Origin of the sequence: Sphingobacterium sp. DR205, from assembly GCF_011064245.1 — a bacterium.
In the GTDB taxonomy this organism is placed as follows: Bacteria; Bacteroidota; Bacteroidia; order Sphingobacteriales; family Sphingobacteriaceae; genus Sphingobacterium; species Sphingobacterium athyrii.
Window position 1 is genome coordinate 3,524,958 of record NZ_CP049333.1, and the last position, 24,281, is coordinate 3,549,238.

Annotated in this window: 30 protein-coding genes; 11 read left to right on the plus strand and 19 right to left on the minus strand. The window is 37.0% G+C overall.

From position 1 onward, the window contains the following. Positions 1 to 150 precede the first annotated feature (150 nt). From G6053_RS15045 to G6053_RS15065, 5 genes are all read right to left on the minus strand, one after another. A complete protein-coding gene (locus G6053_RS15045; RefSeq protein WP_165306974.1) occupies positions 151 to 1,044 on the minus strand; it encodes a hypothetical protein in 894 nt (297 codons plus the stop codon). Positions 1,045 to 1,747: 703 nt separating this feature from the next. Continuing rightward, positions 1,748 to 2,554, minus strand: a complete 807-nt coding sequence (locus tag G6053_RS15050) for a DUF3592 domain-containing protein (RefSeq protein WP_165306975.1) — start codon at positions 2,552 to 2,554, stop codon at positions 1,748 to 1,750. A 611-nt stretch (positions 2,555 to 3,165) separates the two neighbouring features. Next, complete coding sequence (locus tag G6053_RS15055) at positions 3,166 to 4,230, minus strand: RES family NAD+ phosphorylase (RefSeq protein ID WP_108634043.1); 1,065 nt, start codon at positions 4,228 to 4,230, stop codon at positions 3,166 to 3,168. Between the two features lie 10 nt (positions 4,231 to 4,240). Continuing rightward, positions 4,241 to 5,179, minus strand: coding sequence for a sce7725 family protein (locus tag G6053_RS15060; protein WP_165306976.1), 939 nt, complete (start codon positions 5,177 to 5,179; stop codon positions 4,241 to 4,243). A 7-nt stretch (positions 5,180 to 5,186) separates the two neighbouring features. Further along, a complete protein-coding gene (locus G6053_RS15065) occupies positions 5,187 to 6,077 on the minus strand; it encodes a sce7726 family protein (RefSeq protein ID WP_165306977.1) in 891 nt (296 codons plus the stop codon). Positions 6,078 to 6,469: 392 nt separating this feature from the next. Between G6053_RS15065 and G6053_RS15070 the strand changes: the two genes are divergently transcribed. From G6053_RS15070 to G6053_RS15085, 4 genes are all read left to right on the plus strand, one after another. Beyond that, complete coding sequence (locus tag G6053_RS15070; RefSeq protein WP_165306978.1) at positions 6,470 to 7,264, plus strand: DUF2711 family protein; 795 nt, start codon at positions 6,470 to 6,472, stop codon at positions 7,262 to 7,264. Positions 7,265 to 7,318: 54 nt separating this feature from the next. Further along, complete coding sequence (locus tag G6053_RS15075) at positions 7,319 to 7,933, plus strand: DUF4304 domain-containing protein (protein WP_108634039.1); 615 nt, start codon at positions 7,319 to 7,321, stop codon at positions 7,931 to 7,933. Between the two features lie 113 nt (positions 7,934 to 8,046). Further along, a complete protein-coding gene (locus G6053_RS15080) occupies positions 8,047 to 8,436 on the plus strand; it encodes a hypothetical protein (protein ID WP_165306979.1) in 390 nt (129 codons plus the stop codon). 30 nt (positions 8,437 to 8,466) lie between these two features. Further along, positions 8,467 to 8,688, plus strand: coding sequence for a hypothetical protein (locus G6053_RS15085; protein WP_165306980.1), 222 nt, complete (start codon positions 8,467 to 8,469; stop codon positions 8,686 to 8,688). 281 nt (positions 8,689 to 8,969) lie between these two features. On the opposite strand, the gene G6053_RS15090 is transcribed toward G6053_RS15085, so the two are convergent. The 9 genes from G6053_RS15090 to G6053_RS15135 all read right to left on the minus strand — a co-directional run bounded on the left by G6053_RS15090 (position 8,970) and on the right by G6053_RS15135 (position 16,657). Further along, positions 8,970 to 9,311 (minus strand): hypothetical protein, encoded by a 342-nt coding sequence (locus G6053_RS15090; RefSeq protein WP_165306981.1) that lies wholly within the window; start codon positions 9,309 to 9,311, stop codon positions 8,970 to 8,972. Between the two features lie 380 nt (positions 9,312 to 9,691). Beyond that, the gene (gene istB / locus G6053_RS15100; protein WP_121127451.1) at positions 9,692 to 10,408 is read right to left on the minus strand and encodes an IS21-like element helper ATPase IstB; all 717 of its coding nucleotides are present in this window, start codon (positions 10,406 to 10,408) and stop codon (positions 9,692 to 9,694) included. A gap of 44 nt (positions 10,409 to 10,452) precedes the next feature. After that, positions 10,453 to 12,030, minus strand: a complete 1,578-nt coding sequence (gene istA, locus G6053_RS15105) for an IS21 family transposase (protein ID WP_241254831.1) — start codon at positions 12,028 to 12,030, stop codon at positions 10,453 to 10,455. Between the two features lie 221 nt (positions 12,031 to 12,251). Then, complete coding sequence (locus G6053_RS15110; RefSeq protein WP_165306984.1) at positions 12,252 to 12,812, minus strand: hypothetical protein; 561 nt, start codon at positions 12,810 to 12,812, stop codon at positions 12,252 to 12,254. A 53-nt stretch (positions 12,813 to 12,865) separates the two neighbouring features. Beyond that, positions 12,866 to 13,573 (minus strand): DUF4304 domain-containing protein, encoded by a 708-nt coding sequence (locus tag G6053_RS15115; RefSeq protein ID WP_165306985.1) that lies wholly within the window; start codon positions 13,571 to 13,573, stop codon positions 12,866 to 12,868. A gap of 765 nt (positions 13,574 to 14,338) precedes the next feature. Then, positions 14,339 to 14,962, minus strand: coding sequence for a hypothetical protein (locus tag G6053_RS15120; RefSeq protein WP_165306986.1), 624 nt, complete (start codon positions 14,960 to 14,962; stop codon positions 14,339 to 14,341). Positions 14,963 to 15,083: 121 nt separating this feature from the next. Further along, entirely contained in the window at positions 15,084 to 15,452 is a 369-nt protein-coding gene (locus G6053_RS15125) for an SMI1/KNR4 family protein (RefSeq protein WP_108634032.1), read from the minus strand. A 184-nt stretch (positions 15,453 to 15,636) separates the two neighbouring features. Further along, positions 15,637 to 16,422: a hypothetical protein gene (locus G6053_RS15130; RefSeq protein WP_165306987.1), complete on the minus strand. Its 786-nt coding sequence runs from the start codon at positions 16,420 to 16,422 to the stop codon at positions 15,637 to 15,639. Then, the gene (locus tag G6053_RS15135) at positions 16,400 to 16,657 is read right to left on the minus strand and encodes a heavy metal-binding domain-containing protein (RefSeq protein ID WP_165306988.1); all 258 of its coding nucleotides are present in this window, start codon (positions 16,655 to 16,657) and stop codon (positions 16,400 to 16,402) included. Before G6053_RS15135 ends, G6053_RS15130 begins: the two co-directional genes overlap by 23 nt. 63 nt (positions 16,658 to 16,720) lie before the next feature. Here G6053_RS15135 and G6053_RS15140 point away from each other — a divergent pair, with 63 nt between their 5' ends. Together G6053_RS15140 and G6053_RS15145 are read left to right on the plus strand one after the other, a co-directional pair. Then, positions 16,721 to 17,464: a hypothetical protein gene (locus tag G6053_RS15140; RefSeq protein WP_165306989.1), complete on the plus strand. Its 744-nt coding sequence runs from the start codon at positions 16,721 to 16,723 to the stop codon at positions 17,462 to 17,464. A gap of 5 nt (positions 17,465 to 17,469) precedes the next feature. Beyond that, positions 17,470 to 18,093 carry an NADAR family protein gene (locus G6053_RS15145; RefSeq protein ID WP_165306990.1) on the plus strand — a complete coding sequence of 208 codons (624 nt, stop codon included), beginning with the start codon at positions 17,470 to 17,472 and terminating at the stop codon, positions 18,091 to 18,093. A gap of 89 nt (positions 18,094 to 18,182) precedes the next feature. On the opposite strand, the gene G6053_RS15150 is transcribed toward G6053_RS15145, so the two are convergent. The 4 genes from G6053_RS15150 to G6053_RS15165 form a co-directional block, all read right to left on the minus strand. Next, positions 18,183 to 18,947 carry a hypothetical protein gene (locus tag G6053_RS15150; protein ID WP_165306991.1) on the minus strand — a complete coding sequence of 255 codons (765 nt, stop codon included), beginning with the start codon at positions 18,945 to 18,947 and terminating at the stop codon, positions 18,183 to 18,185. 25 nt (positions 18,948 to 18,972) lie between these two features. Beyond that, the gene (locus G6053_RS15155; protein WP_108634020.1) at positions 18,973 to 19,473 is read right to left on the minus strand and encodes a hypothetical protein; all 501 of its coding nucleotides are present in this window, start codon (positions 19,471 to 19,473) and stop codon (positions 18,973 to 18,975) included. Positions 19,474 to 19,554: 81 nt separating this feature from the next. After that, on the minus strand, positions 19,555 to 19,941 hold the full coding sequence (locus tag G6053_RS15160) for a hypothetical protein (protein WP_108634019.1): 387 nt from the start codon (positions 19,939 to 19,941) through the stop codon (positions 19,555 to 19,557). A gap of 37 nt (positions 19,942 to 19,978) precedes the next feature. Continuing rightward, a complete protein-coding gene (locus G6053_RS15165; RefSeq protein ID WP_108634018.1) occupies positions 19,979 to 20,374 on the minus strand; it encodes a hypothetical protein in 396 nt (131 codons plus the stop codon). A 183-nt stretch (positions 20,375 to 20,557) separates the two neighbouring features. Here G6053_RS15165 and G6053_RS15170 point away from each other — a divergent pair, with 183 nt between their 5' ends. The 5 genes from G6053_RS15170 to G6053_RS15190 all read left to right on the plus strand — a co-directional run bounded on the left by G6053_RS15170 (position 20,558) and on the right by G6053_RS15190 (position 23,667). Next, positions 20,558 to 21,004 (plus strand): AAA family ATPase, encoded by a 447-nt coding sequence (locus G6053_RS15170; RefSeq protein ID WP_165306992.1) that lies wholly within the window; start codon positions 20,558 to 20,560, stop codon positions 21,002 to 21,004. 60 nt (positions 21,005 to 21,064) lie between these two features. Continuing rightward, positions 21,065 to 21,763, plus strand: a complete 699-nt coding sequence (locus G6053_RS15175; RefSeq protein WP_206531951.1) for a tRNA(His) guanylyltransferase Thg1 family protein — start codon at positions 21,065 to 21,067, stop codon at positions 21,761 to 21,763. 323 nt (positions 21,764 to 22,086) lie between these two features. Beyond that, positions 22,087 to 22,461: a hypothetical protein gene (locus G6053_RS15180; RefSeq protein ID WP_241255005.1), complete on the plus strand. Its 375-nt coding sequence runs from the start codon at positions 22,087 to 22,089 to the stop codon at positions 22,459 to 22,461. 20 nt (positions 22,462 to 22,481) lie between these two features. Beyond that, positions 22,482 to 23,228 carry a metallophosphoesterase gene (locus G6053_RS15185; RefSeq protein ID WP_165306994.1) on the plus strand — a complete coding sequence of 249 codons (747 nt, stop codon included), beginning with the start codon at positions 22,482 to 22,484 and terminating at the stop codon, positions 23,226 to 23,228. Positions 23,229 to 23,241: 13 nt separating this feature from the next. Further along, on the plus strand, positions 23,242 to 23,667 hold the full coding sequence (locus G6053_RS15190) for a hypothetical protein (protein ID WP_108634012.1): 426 nt from the start codon (positions 23,242 to 23,244) through the stop codon (positions 23,665 to 23,667). A gap of 34 nt (positions 23,668 to 23,701) precedes the next feature. Here the strand turns inward: G6053_RS15190 and G6053_RS15195 are convergent, their stop codons facing one another. Further along, complete coding sequence (locus tag G6053_RS15195) at positions 23,702 to 24,169, minus strand: HAD domain-containing protein (RefSeq protein ID WP_165306996.1); 468 nt, start codon at positions 24,167 to 24,169, stop codon at positions 23,702 to 23,704. Positions 24,170 to 24,281: the final 112 nt, after the last annotated feature.

Here is a 24,281-nt window from a genome sequence, read left to right on the forward strand (position 1 = left end):
TCTTCAACAAGCATCTGAGCGAATAAAGCCTAATCAGCATACTAATTTTCAATCGGCCAAGGTTAATACCCAAGCCTAATATACATTATCTATGCTGAATTAATATGTTTGTCACTATTAATTAGCTAGACTATTACACACTTTGTTAGGCTACGATATTGGTTTATAATCGCTGGCCCGTAGCGGGAATTTATAGGGATACTTACCATACACATCAAAATAAGGGGCAAGTTCTGTTTTTGGCAATGCTTCGCTCAAGGCAGCACAAAATGCTTCTTCATCCAATGGATCAATGTCAGAGATCTTAAAGCTATCTAATATCTCCCGCAGCTCTGCCATTTCGCTTTCATAAAAGGACTGACAATCCTCCCCTGCTTCAATCCGCCGTTGAAGGTCTTTACATTCCCGAATATGTTCGAGTATAGCGGCACAATCGTTGGAACGGAATTCAAATTCATATCCTATTCTTTTTAAGGCCCGGAAAACTGCCCTGTAAAAAATAGCCAGATCAAAATTCATGCTGAATGAAGGGATATCCAATAAATGGTATTCGCGCAAATCCTTACCCAAAGCAATACGATCCTGATCTAAGAATACCGGGAAAAGTGCTTTATATACATCTTCGTCCAAAATGGTGACTTTCATTTGATGGATACTGACCATGTTCCAGAAAAAACTGATTTCTGTAACGATCTTTGTGAGAATATATAAAACCGTTTGCTCATTATTGTCAGTATCGGGGGCTATTTTCTTATCTCTGCTAATACGTGCGATAAACTGTTCACTTTGGTTAAGATCGTTTACAGCTACGGGCTTTGGGTCCTGTGATGAAAGCGAAAGATCGTAATGGATCAGATAGGATAAATCGTCTTTCTCACGAACAAAATTTATGTCTCTTCTAAAAATACTTTCGTTAAATGATCTTGCTCCCAGTATTTTAACTATAGATGGGACTTCGTCTTTTAATGAAAAAAATATGGCAATTACTTCTTCAACACTTATAGGTTGATAAGGCAAAAGATCAAAATCAGGAAATCTTTTCATTCGCAATAAAAATAAAGTTAAAGCGGTACTTAGTATAATATAAATACGTGAACGCTTGAAAATAATAGGTTTTAATTTAGCTTAAGATACGACTTTTTATTGTATTTCGCCTAATGAGATGAGAAATGGTCATCAAAATTCGAACTTTTATTCTTTTTTTATAAAGGAAACATTTGTACTACGAATGCTGGTCGATCGGTTGAGACATATTGTTAAACTTGCCATTAGATGCCAATTCAAAATGAAGAGATCTCTGTACTGTATTACTGCCCAGCGGTGGCAGTCCCTCCTTGCCGAAACCTTGATAGAGAAAGACACTGCTTCGAACATTTGTCAAACTTAACGGCATCTTGGGTCAAACTACAAATCCCTGCGTTCCTTTAGCTTGATGAGTAACAAATCAAAATTTAAAATCCGCTTAAAGATGATCATTATACAATGCTGGTACTGCTATACCTCGCTTTGTAAAGGCAAACATGAGGAAGATCTCCGAGATAGGCTCAAACTCGAAAGAGGTTTTTAAGTTTTAATCCTATAACACAGTTGGTGTTACACTCCCACGGGAAACCGTAAGAATCTTTAAGACTCAGGATTCCAACGGGATTTAGTAGTAATATTACAGCAGTTTTGCTTACATTCAACAGAAACCGCCAAACAAATACCAGCAGAAATATTCTAAGATAAATCCTGTGGTATGCAAACTTTATCTATTTTCATAATAATCTGTGCGACGGTAATAATGAATGGTCGAATTAAATTTCTTCATCCTATTATTATAGTCTTTTCTAAACAGCAGCGCTATAATTACAATGATCAAGAACAATGATGAATAGAAAAACAATATATCGTAGAGCATAGATCCTTCCAAATAAAAAGAATCATCTGCCAGAAAAAACGTTTGCTGCTCAGGATTTTGTGGATTGTAAAACAATACATATTCCTTATCAGCTATTTTTCTGTTTACTCTGTCAAACAGTTCAGCCCGCATTTCTTCAAAACGTCGCCGGCTCATAATAGGTAAAAATGCATAGTGCTTTTCAGCCTTATCTAATTTCCGCGAGTACAGCTGTCCATTGGCAGCATATCGGTATTCGATATCTACATACGTGTATTTTGTCTTTCCTCTATGTATTTTAGTTTCAAAGTTTATGATATAAGGTGCTGTTGCAGCCCAGCTCGGATGAGTCAATGCAAACTCTTTGCGCTCCAAAGATGGACTTACAGAAAAAACGGAAATTGTCAAAGCATAAACAGCTGCCAACAGAACAACAAACACAATCCTCTTGCCACCTTGCGTTGTCATGCGTTTTCCATTCACATCACATCGGACTTCCACCCGGCCATACCGGTTAGCTACTTTGCTAAGGATTAATTTTTGCAAAAGCAAATAAAGCAAGGAAGAGCATACTAGCGCATAAATAAAATAACGGTAACTGTTGCCCCAGAAAACGATGGCAAAGATAAAGGCCGCGGCCAACGACCATTCAAGAAATTTCCTAATTGATTTCATAAGAATTTATTTAGAATTAAGGACTATGCATAGCAATAACTTCTTTGTATTATTTCATTGACAGTTATGTTAATTAATTTTTTTCCATTTTTATGTGGGTTAATCTCTAAATTTCCAAAATAAAAATACAGTATTCGGCAATACCTATGTCCTCCAATTTAAAATCCGTGAACAGTAAATTAAGATTCGCTGAAAAATGCCACATTTAGTGTCTTGATAACTTCGACCGTCCTAGTGTGGAATATCATTTTTTGCACAAACGTATTGTTTCGTAGTTACTGCATCTTCATCTCATAGCCGGTAGAGCGACTGCCATAGAAATCTACATAGCTCGCTCCTATATCGAAGACATTGGTGCCGATAACAACATGGGCAGCATTGGAAGTTTGGAATTGGTCGTGGTTACTATCATGGCATGCTACTTTTCAATCGGGCAAGGTTAATACCCAAGCCTAATATACATTATTTATTTTGAATTAATATTTTTGTGAATATTAACTTTCAAGATTATTACAAACTTGTAAGGCTAAGCTAGTGGTTTATAATAAAGGTTGGTTACGGGAAACCGTACCCTTATTAAATCTATGTTTAAAAAGCTGGACATGTGTATATTACCAATCGTATTTTAAGCCTTTTACATGATAATGTTTTACTCCCGTGCAAACTAAGTCAGCATCGTTAAAGACAGCTAAATTATAGCCTCCGACTTTCATCGCACTTCGATATTCTACCGCATGGAATCCTAATGACTTAATATACTCACAAAGATATTGAGTAGGCAGATAATCAAGGTTTACATCCTGCTTCCGAACTGGTTTTGACAGCTCTTCTTCTAGTTTTAATAAATAAGATCGAACCAACATAAACTCTTCGATATCAAACCCTCGATCCTGAATTTCAAATGGTCCATAGTCTTCAATATTTTTTAATGAAATGATCTGTAAAGGGGCTATTAATGTAAAACGGCCGATACTAATGGACTCATGCAAAGAAACTCGCGTTTCATAAAAGGTCGTCTCCTCACTTTCAGAGATGTATAGATACGGAATGCCAACTGGATTGGCCCTGCCTGGTGTTGTAAACTGCTTGGGTGGTTTACCCAGCTCATCGATCTCAAGTGGGCGATCGCTGATTCTTGCCCTGTAAAAATGCGTTCCTGCAGGATAGGTTTTTGCAAATCGGCTAAAGGTGGATTCCAGCAGCTCTAAATCTAAGGTATTGGTTATAAAAAATCGGTTCTCCTCTTTTATCTCGGATGCAAATTTCTCCCATTGCATCCGATGGGAATCGTCGTTAGCTTCTCCATTGAGGTAGATCTGCAACTCTACTGGTTCCTCAAATAATGACTCCTTGAATCCTACCCAACCCCGACCAATCTGGTTGAGTAACTGTTTTACATCTTTGGATTTTAATTTGTTGCTATCGAACAATTTAGGCCAATAGCAGATTAAATGTTCATGCATTGAAACCGGCCTGTCATCTTTGAGGGATAATGCAGCTGTTGGATGATTGATATAAAGTTCGAAAAGTGCATCAAAGATATCAGATAGTTCCTCACAGGCTATAACAAAAACATCTTTGCTCTCACAAAAATCACAAAGTCCCTTTCCATTGGATTCCGCTTCGATCCTATTCCGCAACCCTTGGTCTGCGAAACAGTTTACACAACAATTCATAGCTTTGAGATTAGGAAATTAACCCTTGGATCAATTCGATGTGGTGCATGATGGAAAGCTTTTTGACAACACCCAAACCCGAAAAAGATTGCTGCTGGTAATGTCTGCGAAACTCTCTTAATGCTATTGTGTCGGGGATATTCTTTTCGTCAACAAATTGTATTAAATCCTCTAAGGCTTCAAAATACTTCCTCGCCGGATCGGATGCATCATCATTTGATTTAGATACAAAGTGTGCAATACGGATATCTTCATCTCCTTCCAATTTATAGGTTAGATGTATGGCGACCGCATAAGCAGGACCTCCGCCCTCACTGTAAGCACTTCCGATAGTTTGGTAATCTGAAAAAGCGATGCATCCCTCATCGGGAAAGTAAAGGTAATCAGTTGAAAATACTTCTTCTTTTATCGCAATGTAGTCCGTATTCTTAGTAAGTTTATTGAAATTATCACTCAATAACGCTCTGTTATCATACTTCCGCTTAAGACCAAAAAGATTGTTTATATGAATGGTATTATAAAGACAGGCTGTATTCTTTGTGAAATCGCTTAAAGATTGAATATCATTCGTTTTATTAAGATGAACCAATGCATAACCGCTATCGGAAAAGCCTCTTTGCCTAATGCTTTCTTGCGCAAAGAAGCTATCACGATCCGTCTTAATTAAATAGGTCGGTATAATGGATGTGACACCTAGATCTTTAAGTTCTTCAATTAAAGTAAAAATGGATTCACTATCACCTTTTAATTCTCCATGCTCAGCATTTACCACCAACTGTACACGGATTTCAGCCCCGCTTAAAGCTTTAAGCGCTGTCTTTAGTGACGAGACATTCTTCTTTACAGGTTCAATGATAGGAATGATCCGCTCTGGATTTAATGGAAGTCCTACAAGTTCACGTAATGCAATTAACTCAAATTGCTTACCTCGAAGATAAGGGAAATACATAAGCACTTTATAATAATAGGTTCTTACTTAGATTATTAATCATAGTAAGATACGACTTTTTATTGTATTTCGCCTGATAAAAAGAGAAGTTGACGAATGAAGGTACATCACCAAGAGTCAAATATAAATTAGTTTGTCGATCGATACGGCTTTTTAGGATATGGCAATACATCGCTTGGACTTCCTCAATTGGCAGCTCCGCTAATATTTCCAAACATGCCCGATAATAAAATACAGGTGTAACATCTGGTAGAAATCCTACCAGTTCTTTTACAAGCCGGCTATACTCAGGTTTTCGCAAGGACGACATCATATAGCTGGCATCAAGAGATGCAGTGTATTTGACCGCAGGCCGATATTCAGACACCTTTCCTTCTTCTGTATAAATCAATATGCCTACGTAAGCAGGAAGTATTCGTAGATATTTGTTTAGCAAGGAAATGTGCGTAAATAGATAAACCTCGGTAAAAGCTCTATAATAGTCGTTCAGCTGACTTTCTAAGCGTTCAGGAGAATCAAGCTCTGTCTTGATTTCAAAAACTTTATTTGTCCCGTTGACTAAAACAGTATCAGCAATGGACTGCCCTACCCGAAACTCGTTGAGCAGTATGGTGTCGTCTAGCGAATAATGCTTCAGGACATATTCATTGAGCAACTTATTTTTATAGATATATTCGTGCCTGTAATTCTGCTCCAGAATCTGATAAGAATATGCGATCAGATCTCCTAATTGCGTGGGTTTATCTCCAGTCATCTCATACCAGCCCACATACTTTTTCATCTTCCTAATATAAGAAGACTGATTGGTGCTGCTTGAAAGCTTCTTGAATGACGCATGGGACACCAAAGAAGCCAATTCTCGCAATTTCGCTTTGTCGTATGTGAGATCGGATTGCATATAGCAAATTTAAAAACTTATCGCGACTTAACGAAAATGATAAGTGGTGATATACATAAGCCAATTCTTTTTTTTCCTTCTGGAGCAACAATTTTCAGTTGGGTAGTGGCACTAACCAGTTCATTATTTTCCTTTTTTAAGCCTGGTCGGCTATGGTGGGCCGTGAACATATTCAATTGCGAGAAATTTTCATTTTGATAGACGTTCCTGCTTTCCATTTTTCCAAAACAAAAAATCCTCCATCTTTTGGCGGACCATGAATTTCAATCGTCATGTAGCGCATATAAGATTAATAAAGAAAGATTCGGGCGGCCTTCTCCTATTTTCAGCTATCCATAAAATTACATATATTGGATTTGAAATAAAGGCTATTCATATTTAACCAATATTTTATGGGCAACATATTTAACGAGGAAAAGTTATACCCTTATGAAGGGGCAATAAAAGAGCATTTCAAAGATCATTATGACAGTGTTTTCATCGCATTCCTCCCCTTCTTTCAACTTGACAGAAAGGAAACTGATAAAGCTAATCTAAAAAAGGCTAAGCTACTATCGCATGAAGAAGCGCTGAAGGAAATTGATTTATTAAAAAACCTTCCCGAGGCGAATAGGGAAATCTATAGTTACGACAATGACCGATACCCTGCCGATGAAGACATTTTTCGGAAGGGCAAATCAATACTTTGGGAAAATATCGTGAAAGGTTCTGGTCTTGCAGGTTATGCGGAACTCAATACAGCCCTACGAACTTCAATAGGTGCCTTAAACCGAAATTTTACGAGACCGGACCTCATGGAAAAGCTTGACAATTATACGGATAGCGAAAGTATCTACCATCCGACCGAAGGTGCCTTTGGCATGCTTTCAAAGATGGCTATCTATAAAGCGTTCAAACTCCTGGGAAAGAGCCTGATCATGATAACCGACGAGTTTTATGAAAACACCACAACCATGGATCTTGATCGATTAACGGAATATGAATTCTGTGATGAGATCGGCGACAAAGATTATTACTTATATTCGGCTGATAAAGAAATTCTGTTTACCATTGAGTGGGATAGCTTCTTCTTTCTCATCGCAACGGATCATAAAAAAATGGATCAACTTATCGCTAGCGATTTGTTTGAGGGTTTTCTCTGTAATGACAAGATAGAACATTATTGGGAATACACGGTTGAGATATAAAATAAGAATTATAGCCTGAAACAAATTTAGTATAATATAGTACAACAGTCATATATGAAAACAGAAACCCAGGAAAAATTTGACAGAATCATAAAAGAAAGTTTTATTGAAATCTTAAAACCGCTTGGTTTTAAAAAGAAGGCCAACAACTTTTATCTGCCGCTTGATAAAATCGGTCACATCATAAATATTCAAAAAAGTTACTATAGCACCAAAGACGATATCCGTTTCACCATAAATGTCGGGATATTTTCACCCGAGTATTGGTTAGCGCGCTTTAACTATAGTAACAAAGATGTTCCGGCATTTCCCACAGAACCTGAATGTATGATAAGAGAAAGAATTGGCTGTATGAGAGGTCTACCTGATACTTGGTATAATATAACAACGACAACAGATGTTGAAGAACTAATTGTCGAAATGAAATACAATATTTCAAGCTTTATTTTACCATTCTTGGAAAAATTAAACACCGAACAAAAGCTTATCAACGAACTGGAAACTTCCGAACATACCTTACTGCACACCGCCGCTAAAATGACATTTTTCGCAGAGCTAAAGCTCCTGGATAAAGCCAGAACTGAATACAGGAAAATATCAAAAGAAAATTATAATCAATATCAAATAGCAAGACTCAAAGAATATGCAGAAAAGCAGGGTTTAATTTAATAATAAAGGGACTATCCAATTACATTTGAGATAACTATAGGGTTAATTTATATATGTCCAAAGGTTACGTAAAAGCAAATTCAGTCAACTCTTTTGGATTAATTAGCATCGATATGAATCATTTGGAGCCTGCACCATTATGGACATTAGTAGCTAACATAAAACGGGAAATTAGCTATGGTGAAGGGAAACGACAAACCCGTATCGGTACGAAACAGTTTAGTCCTGGAGCCAAAGTATATATTATCGATTGGTTTGCAGGGATGACCAAAGATATTACGGTAATTGGGTTGGCCCGAGACACAAAAAGGTTAATTACGATTGTAATCCGGGCGGAATGGGTTGAACACCTCCGCGTCAAACTTTGCTACAATGCTAAAGTTTGTTCAAAAATAAAGACTTACTTTGATAAGGAGGAAGCTGGGATGCAGCGATATACTGAGCAATTTATAAATGAAATGTTTATCGGTAGCCCACAATGGAATGAATCGGAGTCAAAGTAATGTATGGATAATATAATTTAACAGTCGCAAATGGACGAGCTTGATGATTTTACGATTGGATTGCACTCAGGGGGCCAATCAATTTCAATTACAGTAATTGGATTATTAGTTATTGATGCGGCTAGCAACTGGGATAAGAATTGGTTAAGGACTAAAATCTCAGTGCGGGCTGGCGCTTTCGGTGGCACCTACGATGCAGACCTAACAACATTTGACTTTGAGAATTTTAAAGGATCTGAATTCGCTATATGAAAATTTAAATTCCGAGATTGAATTTAAAGATTTGGAAGGTTATTTATGTATGAAAATTAAAGGGAATGGGTTAGGTAACATCAATGCAGAAATAAGCTGTAGTGATGATCCTGGAATCAAATCAACACTGCTATGTTGAATTTCGAACTTAATTTTGACCAGACTTATATCAAGCCAATCGTTCAGAAGTTAAATAACATTATAAATAAATATCCGGTTTTATACTAATTGTTGTATAGTTAATACCCAAGTCTAATAACAAAAAGCCTCCCTCGATCTATTTATTTATCTAAAATAAAATATCCCCCATCCTTTGGCGCACCGCGAAATTCAATTAACATATTTTCTCGGAGTAGCTTAAGATAACGTTCAACAGTGGAATGACCTCTACCAATAGCAATGGCAAGTTGCTTTGCATTCATACCAGGTGTAGCGCTTATAAGAGTAATAAGTTTGCTAAGAACACCATTTACACCCTCACTTACACCATCTATAACAATATCATTTACATCCTCACTTACACCCTCACCTATTCCAAGCCCAGGAAACTCAAGTACAAGATGATCGCCGTCTTCTTTCCAATTAGGATCTGCTAGGCCATAAGTCTTACAATCCTTCACCATCCGTTGTGTTCCACTACCTAGCTAGCATTTCAATTAGATCATGTACAAAACACATACGGGCAATGTCCGGATTACGCAAAATGGAAGTATGCTCTCTTTTAAGATTTGCAATACGTAGTCCTTCTGGAAGCGTACCCGTATTGGAAACAACCATGCGATTCGAATAAATAGCAATGTGTACGGTACTGGAAACTTTGGTATGGTCCCTATGTACCAGCGCAACTAAAGTTGAACCTTGAACAAATGCCCAATAGAATTAGAAATTGCCAATACGATGTTGTATGCAGTTTTTGGATATAATGTTGATGTTGACCCCTCCGCTGGACATATTGACCCCTCTAACGAGTTAGTATCTCAGTCCAACTGATGACCTGACAATATTACTTCTTTTTTCTTAGACTTTCGCCTTTAAGTTCTATTCTGTAAGATCCATGGATCAGTCTATCGAGTATTGCGTCTGCAATTGTATCTTCACCGATTACATCATACCAACTGGCCACAGGTAGCTGACTGGCAATTATTGTCGAGGCTTTAGCGTGTCTATCTTCAATTATTTCCATCAGATCCAGCCTTTGCTGCTGGTCCAGATTTACCAGGCCAAAGTCATCGACAATAAGCAGGTCTGTTTTTGATATCCTGTCCATCAGCTTATGCAGTGTACCTTCCAGGCGGGCCATTTTAGTCTTTAGGAGTAGTTTTTGCAGGTTAAAGTACAGGACTTTATACCCTTGGGCACAGGCATGATGGCCCAATGCTGAAGAGAGGAAGCTCTTCCCACAGCCCGTAGCACCGCTGATGAGTATCGGATCTCCTTTTTTGATGTACTCGCCGGTAGCCAGCGTAGTGATCAATCCCTTGTCCAAACCTCTGGTAGCGACCATGTTTATCTCCTCTATCGAAGCCTGATAGCGGAACCCGGCATTCTGTTTGAGGCGCTCAAACCTTTTTTCATCCCTTTCATCTGATTCTGCCTGCAGCAATAGGGACAGTCCTTCGGAAAGGGTGAGTTCTGTACTGCGACGGGTTTCATTCAATGCTTTCCAATTACGCTCCATACCATGTAAGCGTAACGCTCTCATCTGTGTTTCAATATTCATCTTATTTTATTATTTGTTTATTTTATTCTGTTCATTCCTGCCCATCACAATATTGCGGGTCCATCGTTTGACTGATCAAACAGTGTCGGCTGGCTGCCTGCATAATACGCTCTTCCCCTGATATTGGCATGCTCCGGCAGGGAGCTTTTTACGGAAGTTTCTTCCTGATTGTTTGCTGTTCCGTTTTCAAGTACATTCCTAAAGTAGTAGTAGGTATATAGTTTATTTTTTAGTACGTAACTACATGCTTTGTCAAATTCTTCTGCCGGGAAGTCCCGTTTTAGCCTGAACAGTCCGTCACAGGTACGGAATAACTGCTCGGGATAATGCGCCCGCTCAAAGAGTATCTCCAGAAGTTTGGCGAACTCTGCAGAGTGTGCTTTTGCCCTTGTCAGGTACGTTTCATGCGAGCGGTTCTTATACGCCTGATGTTCGGACTTTAAATGTGTCGCCAGAGTGGTGTACGCATTTTCCCTGTAACTGCGTATGTGCGCGGCAATCTGTTTGCCCCGACAATAGATCGAGAGCATATTACGTGTGTAAATGATCTTTACCTTTGTTCCGATATAAGCGAAGGGTACGCTGTAATAGTGTTTATTGCGCTGCAGATAGATATGTCCGTTATCTCCAACTTTGAGTTCAGCGTAGCTCTTCAGCTCGAAGCGTTCTTTGGGAAGTTCGCCCAATGTTGATTTTTCGGAACTTAAGAACCGCTCTTCCCGGCAGTATGGCTTTTGCTGCATCCGGGTCTGGTTGTGCTTTAACATACAGACCTTTATAGCTTCATTGAGCGTATGGATATCAAAGAACTGCCTGTTTCTCAGTGGTGCAAAAACACGGGTATAGATCATTTTTACCTGATTTTCTACCAATGATTTGTCTTTTGGGCGGCCTGCACGCGCCGGAACCACAGCTGTGCCGTAGTGATTGGCAAAGTCTTCCATGGACTGGTTCAGGACCGGCTCATATTTATCGGCCTTGATGACAGCTGCTTTGAGATTGTCGGGGACAATGGCCTTTGGCACACCGCCAAGGGACTCCAGGCAGCTGCTCAGTGCATAAAAAAAGTCGGGGGTCTGCTGAGATGGTACAGCGATGGCAAATGCATAGTCTGAAAAGGGCAGGCAGGCCACAAATACCTCACAGGCGACCAGCTCCCCGGTGGACCTGTCAATATAATGGAGCTTTTTTCCGGAAAAGTCAATATATAGTTTATCACCGGCGGTATGTTCAATCACCATGCTGCCCTTGCGCGAGATAAGCTGTTGCCTTAAATGATAGTTGAACTGTGGATAGCTATAACCCGTGGGATCACTTTCTATATATTCCTGCCAGAGCAGCAGTTTGGTAACTCCGGTACGTTTAAGTTCTTTTTCATAATAGTCAAGACGGCTTTTTAGGTACTCAAACTTGTCCGCCTTGTAAGCAGGATTCCCTGCGTGGAACGACTTTTCCAACAGGGGATCCTCCTGTTTAAGAAGTTCTTCTGTATTGAAACCGCCGTCGGCCATCTTTTTAAGATAGGACTTCACCGTATTCTTGCTCATACCAAGGATGCGGGCGATTGTTTTTATTCCGCTACCGCTCTGGTACAATCTGATTAATTGCTTTATCTGACTCATTCGTTTTGGTTTTCCAGCCATCAGTGATCCGAATTGTTTGATCACTAAGTAACAAAAACTACTTGCTAAGGGGTCAGCATGCTCCAGCGCAATGAACTGAAAAATGAATTAGGGGGTCAACATCAGCCAGTATGGCAGTTGAATAACAGCTTTAAACGCACTACGCATCCCTAAATCTAATTCAATTTTGAGGGGTCAGCTTGTTCAAGTATATCCAGTTTTTATTCTTCAATTAATTCAAAGGAATTTATTATAATGTTTTTAGCTCCAATTTCGTTAATAGTATCCAACAACGCGAAAAATGTTTCGGATGTTGAAGTGCCAAAATCTACTGTGAAAATCGTTGATTTTTCCGAAATACTGGGAATAGATACATTATGTATAGCCTCAAGCAAATCTAATTCATTAGTAGATTCATCATTGTTCTCTTTCAGAGCTGTAGTAGTCCAACTTTTTAACCACTCAAATTCTGCAAATTTTGTATCCAAAATAAATTCAACTCCGTGCCAAAATATAGGGTGTAATTCGATATCTAAATTTTTATATACAAAATTTATAGGCTGATGATTTGAAAATGTATCTGGGTATAATTCTTCGATACCATAATTTCCATCATTATTTGACAAAAAATCAGGTCTTGTTAAATTAAATAATAAGGTTTCTTCATCAGAACTTAATTTTAGTAATATTTCTTTTGCACCATTACCTCTGTTTCCATAAAAGGAAATTAATTGATTGATGTAGGTATTTCTATGATGATTAATTATTTCTTCAAGAGTCATAAAATATAGGGAAGTCTTTTTAAAATTGCATACAACGGTTTGGGCTTTTGTCGTCAAAGCTCAATTTTTAGTTCTTTTGCTAAATCTCTGACATACTCTTTATGTGCTGATTTCGCTGGTTGAATGCTGTGATAATAATCTTTGAATAATTTAGAACCTTTCGCTTTATCGTCAAACCATACAATTAGTGCTATGTCCAACTTTGCTCTTGGTGTAGCGTCATACGGCAAATGTCCATTATTAGAAATTATTTTTTCTTTCGTTTCTAAACCTGAAAACCATTTAAATGCTATCGTTTCAATTCCTTCAATAATTTCTTGTGTGATTTTATTGTTGTCGTCGGTAATAGTCCACCAATAGTCTTGTCCTGTTAATAAGGTTCCAAGTCTGTCCCTGATTTGGCAATCATATTCCTTGTAATACTTTTTGTTTTCTGTCGGTGATTGAAATTTGTAAAGGCTTTCGATACATACTCCAAGATTTACAACAAACTTTCCGTATAAATTCTCCCGTAACCCCGGTATTTCATACCCCTGACCAATGGGATATTGTCCACTTTGTAAATTGATTACCTGAATTATTCCATCGTCAAGCCGTCTGTTAAACGTCCTACCGTTTTTTTTAAAGCCGACTGGTTTTAGTTTAGCATAAATATCTTTCTCAACTATGTCAAGTTGAGTTTTAAAATCTGTCCGTGTTACTGATTGTTCAGTTTCACTTTTGGATTTGTCTTGTCGTTTAAAAATATCAAGTAGTCCCAATTTTATTCTTTCTGTTTGTTACGGAGTGTCTGTTTAGCCTGACCGCTAATTCTTAAATATACGCAATTCACCAAATTAACAAATAGATTTTATGGAGAATGCTACAAATGTTCCACCTTTAAATTGTCTTTGAAATGGCGTTCTGCTCCCTCCCTCTTGTTGATGGTAAGTTAACGCATCTTCGTAAGTATAGTCTCGAGAAAAGCCGTCATCGGCTTCTGCATTCCCATATCCACCAACGGATCAACAACATTCCATCTTCCGATTTCGGAATCATAGAATCGTGTTCCGTAATCCTACTGGTCACCACAACTTTTTCGTAGTCTGTCTGACTGGCTTCCTGTATTGCCTTTGAAAAGTGTATTCATTACTTTTCGTTATCTTCTATCCTATGAGGTTTAAAATCAAAAAATGAGCTGTTAAAATAGAAACCTCATTTTGCTTTAATTTTATCTCTATGCTTTAGATCAAAACAATGGGAGCTTGGCCCTAACATTTATATTTGCTTTATGGGGTATATAATGGCTTGGAGGGATTCTCCTATATTCAACTCAAATTGGTGCCGATGACAACTTTAGCTAAGGTATTGGTTTGATTGAAACGGGATTTATAGGGATACTGCATCTCCTGAAGGTTTGCCATTTCGCATTCATAAAAGGCCCGGCAGTCCTCCCCTGCTTCTATCTGCTTTTAAAGGTCTTTACCGTCCCCGATAAGATCGAGCACAACACCACAATAGTTGGAACGGAATTCAGACATATCCTTTCAATTGGCCACTGTATCCACACGACAATAAGTATATACATCATGGTTAAGGGCGCCGGCGAGCGGAAAGAGAATAAGAAAACCGCCTGCTGTCGACTCACTCGGCACGACTAAATCCCCATGATTATCTAGTGCAAAGCAAATAGTTTGGGTAAAGAATCTATTGACCAATACATAGATGTCAAGGTCTGTATTTCTGAAAGAAACAAAGTTTTGCGGTTCGGACTTGACTTTCCTCGTCCTTTCACGCACGACGTTTCCCAAGGTATCAATTAGTTTGAAATGGATTTTATTTTTTTTGGTGAGCTCCAATGAAGTTTTGTAAAGATAGTGCAGACTATCAGTTTTATAATAATTAGGTTCAATATAGTTCCATAGACAATATTCATTATAGGCTGCACTCTTCTCCTGGCTGCCATGATTATGGCCTATTATCTTCTGGGGATAATTATCAAAGATGTATGTCTTCTTCATTTCTACCTTCGAAACGCTATGTGCCGCAGCAGTTTGGGCCAAATACTTGGGCGATATGGAAGTGCAAGAGATACACGAAAAAATAAATACCACCGAAAATAGTGCAATGGCTAGCGTGCGCATATTGTGATGTTTGTTGATTTCTTTCATAAGCTCTTTTTTGCAGAAATAAATTGTTGGACACTCCTTCGTCAATTGGATATTCTGTTAAAACTCCTGTTAACTTATGTCTATTTATCCATATAACTAAACTTTAAGTTGTTTCTAAACATTAGGTAAGCCCCTCAATAAATTCTGAAAAGGTTTTATTTTTAAAAACAGCTTCTTCATTTGACATTCCAATAAATGGTATTTCATAAATATCACTTGTGCTTTTTTTAACTGCATAGGCTGTACCACCACCATTGGAACCAAAAATAAAAAAATCAGGAGCATATTCGTCAACGTTATAATCTCTATTAAGTTGTATCATATCCGTTAAAGCCCATAAAACTATATAGTTCTCATCTGAACTGATATCTGCACCATTTGAATCCTTAAAAAATTCAATAAATCCCTCTGGAAGCTTAAAATCGATCTGTTTCAAAAAATTTTCAACTTCTTGCTTTATTGGGGCTATGTTTCTATCAATCGTTGCCATCGTTTTATTGTTTAGTATATCTCATTAAATCATTCCAAAATTAGTGTATCGCGAATGCTGAGCATAATTAACCAGGTTGTACAGCATTTACCGCTTTGGCACTCATCCCACTTCAATGTCATACGACCGGTAGTGATGAACGGAAAAAGTTGGACGAAAGATTGGAGGTGCAAAACTGATAAAATTAACCGGAAAATCTGGCATGTTGAACAATTCGACCTGGACTCTTTTCGATCTGCTCAAAATCTTCTATTTTTCTACAATTATTAAAAATAACCTTTTCGATGAATTCACACTGGTTTACCTCCTTTACAGATCGTAAGTTTCTTCCATAGTCGATACGAAGTGTTCTTAGATTTTTGAGCTTCTCGATACCTTCCAAACTTTGCGCATTAGTATGATGGACCAATATTTCTTCCACATTTGGAAAAGCATCTACGATCGATTCAATGGATCTGCTTGTAGGGTTGAAATACCATAATGTAATATGCTTTACAGAATTACTGTGATTTTCGAATTTAATGCTCTTATTGAAATCCAAAATATGGATTTCCTCTAGCATACTATATTTGCCTAAATCGATGGTTCCCTTTGTCGATTTCCCACTGCAGTAGAGTTGTCTTACCTCCAGTAAGTTCTTAGGCAGCTCAATATCCAGTAAGGATTCTGAGAAGCTAATTTTTTGAAATTGAAGGCGCTTCAACTGTTCAAACAAACGATTATCAAAAACCTTATCCTTATAACGATCTATTACTAATGTTTTTAAATTTCTTTTATTGAACGGCAAGCTTACATCATACAATTCAGCAAGATACTCATTATAGCCTGGAGCATCATTACGTCGTAGGTATCTTTCAAATTCATTCCAGTTTTCTGGTTTATAACGCTCCACGATAGCCATCATATCTTCTAAGCTACTGATTGATACATACTCTTCTCCTTTAAATTTACAAAGAAACAACTGATGCATATGTTGCTGTTTTATTAGCTCTAAACTTACCAAATTTCCATTGAAATAAGTGTGATGGCTTAAACATTTCCTCCATCTTCTTCTCGTAGCTGGTGGAGCGACCTCCAAAGAAACCTACATAGCGCGTTCCGATATCGCTAAAGACAGTGGTGCCGATGACAACATTGGTTACTATTGGATGATTATATCGTGAAATCTCCCTCCCTTCGATGGAATTGGTCGTGGTTACTATCATGGCTTTACTCTTTTCAATCGGGCAAGGTTAATATCCAAACCTATTATACATTATTTATGCTGAATGAATATGTTTGTCAATATTAACTATCTAGATTATTACACACTTTGTAAGGCTAAGCTAGTGGTTTATAAAAAAGATTGGTTACGGGAAACCGTAGTTGCTTCAACTGGTCAAACTATTGGTAGAAACTTCAATGAATGGTTTAACTTATCAAATGAGTTCGACAAAACGAAAACTAACTTTCATTACCTCAAAGATAAGCAAATCAAAATTCATGTATGCCTGCTGTGTGGTCACTCTTGGGGTATTTATAATACCAAATATGGATTAATCAAAAATATTGGCATTGAAGTCGAAGCTATTCTCCACATCCAGGCGTACTATATAATTGAAAATAATATTAAACAATATAACCCAAAACTCAACAACATGATTCCCGTTGATAATCAAGACCCTGTAATACATGAGTATTTGAATTCTCTTAAGGCTGTTAGCAAATCGGAACATGCGTTTCGTCTGTCTACTCAACCCCATGAAGAAAATTTATTTTCTTCTGCTGTTGCCAGAAATAGATTAGAAATCTTATTTTTGACAAAAGGCATCGAAATCCTTTCCAGAGTAGGAGAATTAAGAGTAGAGCAAATCCGACCTTTAGGTTACACTGTGAAATCACATAAAACATTTGGCCTTGGAACGTTGTTCTTCACATATAGAAATATTCCCAATAATTCTCCTATAGTATTTTGGTGGGGAAATAATAATTGGAGACCGTTATTCGTTTTAAAAAATAGAGGAGTGCGATAATGTCAATGGAATCAAATAAATATAATACTTATCACATCGATAGTGTGGTTATGTTTTCTAAAACAAATGAAGAGTTTGGGGAATTATCAAATATGTCTTCCAAATTTCCTCTTTTTATTAATGATATCATTATTCCAAGTAGTGAGGCCCTCTATCAAGCCATGAGATATTCTTTATTTCCAAAGGCCCAAAATGAGATCTTAATTCAGAAAAGCCCTATGACGGCTAAAATGATCAGCAAAAAATATCTTTATTATACGAGACAAGACTGGGATTTGATTAAATTAAAGATAATGCGATGGGTTTTAGAAGTGAAGCTCTCTCAACATTGGAATAAATTATCTCCAATTCTAAAGGAAACAGCAGGTAACTCAATTGTAGAATTATCTCATAAGGATCAATATTGGGGTGTAAAGAATATGGGAAATGGTGATCTTGTCGGAAGCAATTACCTTGGTAGGCTTTGGATGGATCTCCGCGAAAAATATGTTCTCAAAGATCAAAAGCTAGAATGTGTCGATCCGTTAAAAATACCTGGTTTCAGATTATATGATTTTGAGATTGACACCATCTGCAATGAGGATCATTTTTTAAGTGATGAAGAGGATCAGCTGTATTTGTTTGCCTGATTTTAGGTAAGGATACTTTCAAAAAGACTACCCTTGTCTTTCGTTTAAATATTTTGAAAAAGTCTAATAATTTCATTCAAACGTATTTGTTAGTTATTTTTATATTTGATATTATCAATTGCAAATTCCTTTAATTCTTTTAAAAACGAAAGTCTATTGGCCATTTCCCTATTGTCAAACCGAAAATAAGCAATTTCAAATGTTTTAAGTTTTGCTAGGTTTTCAATTCCTGATAAATCGTCAAGGCTTACTTTTTTGTTACTTTCTGTTGTTGATGCAAAGAGCGATAAGTGTTCAAGGTTTTCGAACTTATCAATCCCATTCAAACTTTTAAGATTTGATGTATAAGTTAACGAAAGGTTTTTAATTCTAGATTTTGTAGCGTTTGGCAAGAAATTGAAGTCTGCTACTTTGTTTAGACTTAAAAGACAAAGCGTGTTCAAATTCGTTAGCTCGTCTAAGCGGTTAAATGAAAAGTCAGCTTTTTTGACATGTGAAATTAATAAATGTGTCAAATTTGGAAACAATGAAATTAAATCCAGATCATTTTGTTTGATGTTCCAAATATGTAAATGGCTAACATTTATTAAATTATCCTTATACTTTTTTAATGCATCAAGATTTTTACTATCAATCTTATAGTTATTGATGGTGATAAACTTCAGACTGTCATAGAACCTGATATTTTCCAATGTTTCAGTCGATGGTAGAACATACAGAATTTCAGATCTGAAATCTGTTCCGCAAATTGTTTTTGAATAATTGGAATCATCAGGTTGAACAAAATTTTCATTCTTTTGTTGAAACAGAAATCTCTGGAAATCTTGTATATTTTTTATTTCATTTAATTCCATAGGTGCTGGTTAGCGTTATGTTTATTTATCCAATAATTATGTCAATCGAAGGTTTATCAAAGTTTAATGCTTTCAAAATTTTTATTGCTTTTGCCTTATCTTCAATTAAAGCCTTCTCATACTCAAATACAAGTCCGGTGGTAAATAATCTCTGGTCACCTGTAAGTCCGTCAAAACTTATACATTTCTCTGGTATTTCATAGTCAACCCACTGTCCTCTAACAAATCGTTGTAGATGTCCAAAAACAGGCTTTCCGACTTCCCTACCTTTTATCCTTGTTGGAATAATAAAGTCCTGTTGACAATGTATAGGTTGGTCTGCAATTATTATCCAATCCTCTTCATTAATAGCATACTCTTCAATGCAACATTCACTCGCGTCTTCCATAGTGCAAAAGAAGTGATCCCAATCTGCAGAACTGTCCTGTAAGCTGTAATATCCAAAAAGATAAACTCCGCCTTTTGTCTGGCAAAGCATAAGTTTTTTTGTTTTGCCGTCTATGTCTTTAAATACTACTTTTCTCATTATATTTTTAAAAGTGAATGTCTTACTATGGGAAAAAGTAATTCTACCAGATATTTTTTTGGTTCGTTTGTTACAATATAATTACCTGTAATATTTTGACCAGGCTTCAAAATAAGGCTGTAACTTCTCGCTCAGATTCATCTTGACCCATTCCCGATCAACTCCCTCCTCCGTGTATAATATTTCGAGGATACCGACATGTACGATATTGATGATTTCACAGTTGTGGCTTTGCCCAATATAATTGATATAATCAAAGGAACTTTCAACAAAAGAGCTTGTGCGATCAGCTATGATCTGGCCACCGAGATATACCGCAAATTCATTCATAAAAGAATACGTCAAACGATCTGAGAAACGACTATCCTCTCCCATTTCAACCATTTCCTTATACTCCGATACTTTATCAAATAAAATACCTGTTAATGTATCAAAAATAAAAATATCTATTTCTTCTAATGGCTTCATGTGGAGCTTTAAATATAAGTAAACATATGAATTTGCTTTAAACCTGGTATATCTCCCAAACTACACCACCCAATACCAATTTGACAAGAGTCCCATCTTCAACCAACGGATGTAGCAGCTCATGCAATTCCGATTCCTCTAATTTATCTATTCCATATGCTTTACTGGTCAAAATAAATTCCCTCATTTCCCATGTCGAAAACTTAATGGGGTATTCATTGGTAGGCATAAAATCAAATTCACATACAATAGCGTCTTTCTCTAAACGGCAGCCCGCACCATGAAACTGGTAATTGAATCCACCAATATGTCCCGAACGATTCCGGTTGCTCCTTTGTTCAAATTCATCCATATTTGGAGAGAACTGATTTCTGAAGTCATCTATGAAAGCGACATAATCATTCAATACTTTCCTTATAATTAGACTAATCATTTTGTATCAAGATACAAAATAGTCATGGAAATTATAGCTACGGAGTTATATATTTTGTCTATTTAAAACCTCTTTTGTAAATTCAGCAAGTAGTTAGTCAAATCCCATACAAAGTTAAGAGATGGCCTTTAAAAAAGACTATTATTTAATGCTTCACTATGGGAGAGATTTATTTTTTATGAGATGGAAATGATCATTTATTGTGGGATCCAGGCTAGCGGAAAGAGCTCTTTCTACAAAGAAAATCACTTTAATAGCCATGTGCGGATTTCGATGGATCTTCTGAATACACGCAATAAGGAAAATAGGTTCATCAAAACGTGTCTGGAAACCCAGCAAGCCTTTGTAGTAGATAATACAAATCCAACAAAGGTAGAACGGACAAAGTATATTGAAATAGCTAAAGCTTATAAATACAAAGTTATCGGCTACTATTTTAGCTCTAGCCTGGAGTCCTCGCTGGAAAGAAATAGCATGAGGATAAATAAAGAAAGAATTCCTGATATCGGCATCCGGGGAACGCATAAGAAGTTACAGATACCTGCTCTCGAGGAAGGTTTTCACGAATTATATTATGTGTCATTAAATGAAGAAGGATTTATAATTAAAGACTGGCAAAATGAAGTTTGATGATTTAGATAAGAAACTAGTATTTATGAGACTTATCAGGACAGGCAGGTCCTACCTGGGATGTATATCGTAGCACGGATAGACGGTCGGAATTTCACGAAACTGACAAAAGAAAAACATGCTTTCCAGGCACCATTTGATGAGAAGTTTAGGGATATGATGGTCGAAACCGCCAAGCACCTCATGTGCTGCGGGTTTAATATGATATATGGGTTTACAGAAAGTGATGAAATCTCTTTGCTATTCCACTTGCATGAGAATACATTCGGGCGAAAAACCAGAAAATTGATTTCTATCTTGGCAGGTGAAGCAAGTGCCAAATTCTCATCTATGCTGGGTGATGTCGCTGCTTTCGATTGTAGAATCTCCGAATTGCCAAATGCGCTGCTTGTGGAGGATTATTTCAGATGGCGGAATGAAGATGCTCATCGGAATGCATTAAATGCACATTGCTACTGGAATCTAAGGCGAGATGGGCTTAATAAAAATGAAGCTACCAAACAAATTGAAGGTCTCAATGTTTCGATGAAGAATGAATTGCTGCATACCTTTGGTATAAATTTCAACGACCTGCCTAACTGGCAAAAAAGAGGGATCGGGATATACTGGGAAAATGTAAAATCAACAGGTGTCAATCCACTTTCGAATGAAACAGTTGAGGTGGTCCGTAGACAATTGACCGTGGACATGGAGCTGCCCATGGGAGACGCTTATAATCGTTATATCGCTGAGCTGATTCAAAAGAATGAAGACTTATGAACTAGAATATGTAGGCAATATTAGAACATGTTTCAAAACAGTATATAATATCCATTATGTTTCCCATAGATCATGAATTCACAATGGTATACGCGCTGTACATACTGCTATTTTGCTATATCATCTATAGGCTTGTAATTGGTGGCAGAGGTGAAAAAGTTCGACTGATATGTATTGTGTCCATTAGCCTTACACTTAATATTTTTCTATATATAGACCCCGTTAATTTTCAAGGTGGAGCATCATTAGGTGTGCTATTTTACTCATTAATCATTTGGTTGTTCACTGCCCTAGTAACAGCTGTCAATTGTATTTTTTTTAAGTTGGAAAAAGAAAACTTAGCCATTATAGTTATGGAAAAAGATAAACAAGATTACATCATAAACCATTACCTTCATTTGATGTCCCCAAAAGAAAAGCTTGCTTATAAACATGCACATTCACTTTTAAAAATAGATCAAAATGAAGATATTGATAAAATAAAAAGAGTCTACTTTAAAGCTGGCTGGCTGACCAAAGATAAAAGTGCATTAAGTTTATTAGATAATGGTCTAGAAAAATTTAATGAAAATACAGCTAGACGTATTATACGGGATCATATTTCGGAAATATTTTTTAATTACTGTCCTAATTGTGGAAAGTTGGCAAGGACACCCACCGCAAAACAATGTCGCTTCTGTTATTACGACTGGCATTGAATTGACTAACTTAATCTAAAATGAAAATCCATATTGTTAGCGATCTCCATAGAGAATTTGGATACAACGATTTCAACCTGCGTGTAGCTGATGTTCTTGTATTGGCTGGCGATATTGACTTAGGTGTAAAAGGAATTCATTGGCTCAAATCACTTTCTTTGGATATACCGATCATCTATGTGCTGGGCAATCATGAGTATTATAAAGGAGCCTATCCGAAAACACTATTTAAGATCAAGGACGCTGCGAGCAATTCAAATATCCATGTGCTGGAAAATGAATCTTTGGAGATAGACCACGTTTGTTTCCATGGCTGCACACTCTGGACTGATTTTTCCTTAAACGGCAATCCTGCAGTATATGGATCCCTATGCCAAAACCGAATGAATGATTATAAGAAGATCAGATTAGGTGACAATTATGCTAAGTTGAGAAGTATTGATACGTTTAAGATCCATCAAACTTCCAGACAATGGCTCGAGAAAAGTCTTAGCACCAGCCAAGCGAAACATGATATCGTAGTAACACACCATGCGCCAAGTAAAAGATCCCTTCCTAAGAGATATTTAGACGATCCCATCAGCTCCGCATACGCTTCAGAGATGGAAGACTTTATAATAAAGCATAAACCCTCCTATTGGATTCATGGTCATATACATGATCCGGCACGCTATACAATAGGTGACACCGAAATCATTTGCAACCCGCATGGTTATATTAATGAAGCTTATAACGGATTTAATAATAATCTTATTATAGAGATATGAATAAAAAACAACAATGAGAATGGAACAAATCGAAGTCCTATGGCAGGGAAAAGTTAATCAATTTCCATATCGGATATATAAATCCGCAACGAAAAACGACGTTGAAACAATGAAGGATTTTGAGAAACTAAGTCTCATGACCCGTCATCATGATGGACATATTCGTGAGGTAGCTATAGCAAGATTAATGAGACTCTTTCCTTTAGAAAGCGTACCATACTTTGTTCAGCTATTGGGAGAATATGTTATGGAAATCCATTTGACCATTATCGCACAGATCACCTCACAGCAAAAACTTTGGATAAATGACTTCTTTACTGAAAACATATCATACGAAAGGGCAATTCGAAGTAGAATAGTAAGCTATTGGAATTGTTACTACAGATTTGATTTTATCAAATTGAAAGATTATCCTACCTTCCAGTTTTTATCTGATTGACTATATAATGAATGCGACAACTATTAATGGGAAATTACCTATTGAGTATGGTCTTCAATTTGGGAAGATCCTTTTCAGTCAATCCGATATAAGAAGATGTCAATACTAACCTTGACTTTAATGCTTGCGGTAAATCATTTAATGATTTGTCATCGTCTATAATGATTATTTCTTCAGTTTGCAGACCTTGACGCATAATCTGACCCAATACCTGATCTTTCCGAGTAAAGCGATGATTTAAGTGTTGTTTAACATTATCCAACAAACTAAGCGAATCTATTCGAATATCCCTATCAAGAAATATCTTTTTCCATTCTACTATGCTATATCTAAAACGATGTGAGGTGGAGAGAATCACCTGATCTTCTTTTGCAATGAATATAGTATTAAATGTCTCTACAGCGGCACGACTGAATACATAGAAGCCATCGGCTGCCTGCTCTACATGCCTATATGGATTGGCATGTACCATAACACCGTCTATATCTAAAAAGAAAATCATAGGGCACTAAGCTAATTAATTAATTTGGCACTTCTACTCCACCCGTTTGCGATTTAATAATAAATATTAGCTATAGATTGATAGTCCAGCCTAATTTTGTAAATTCAACGCA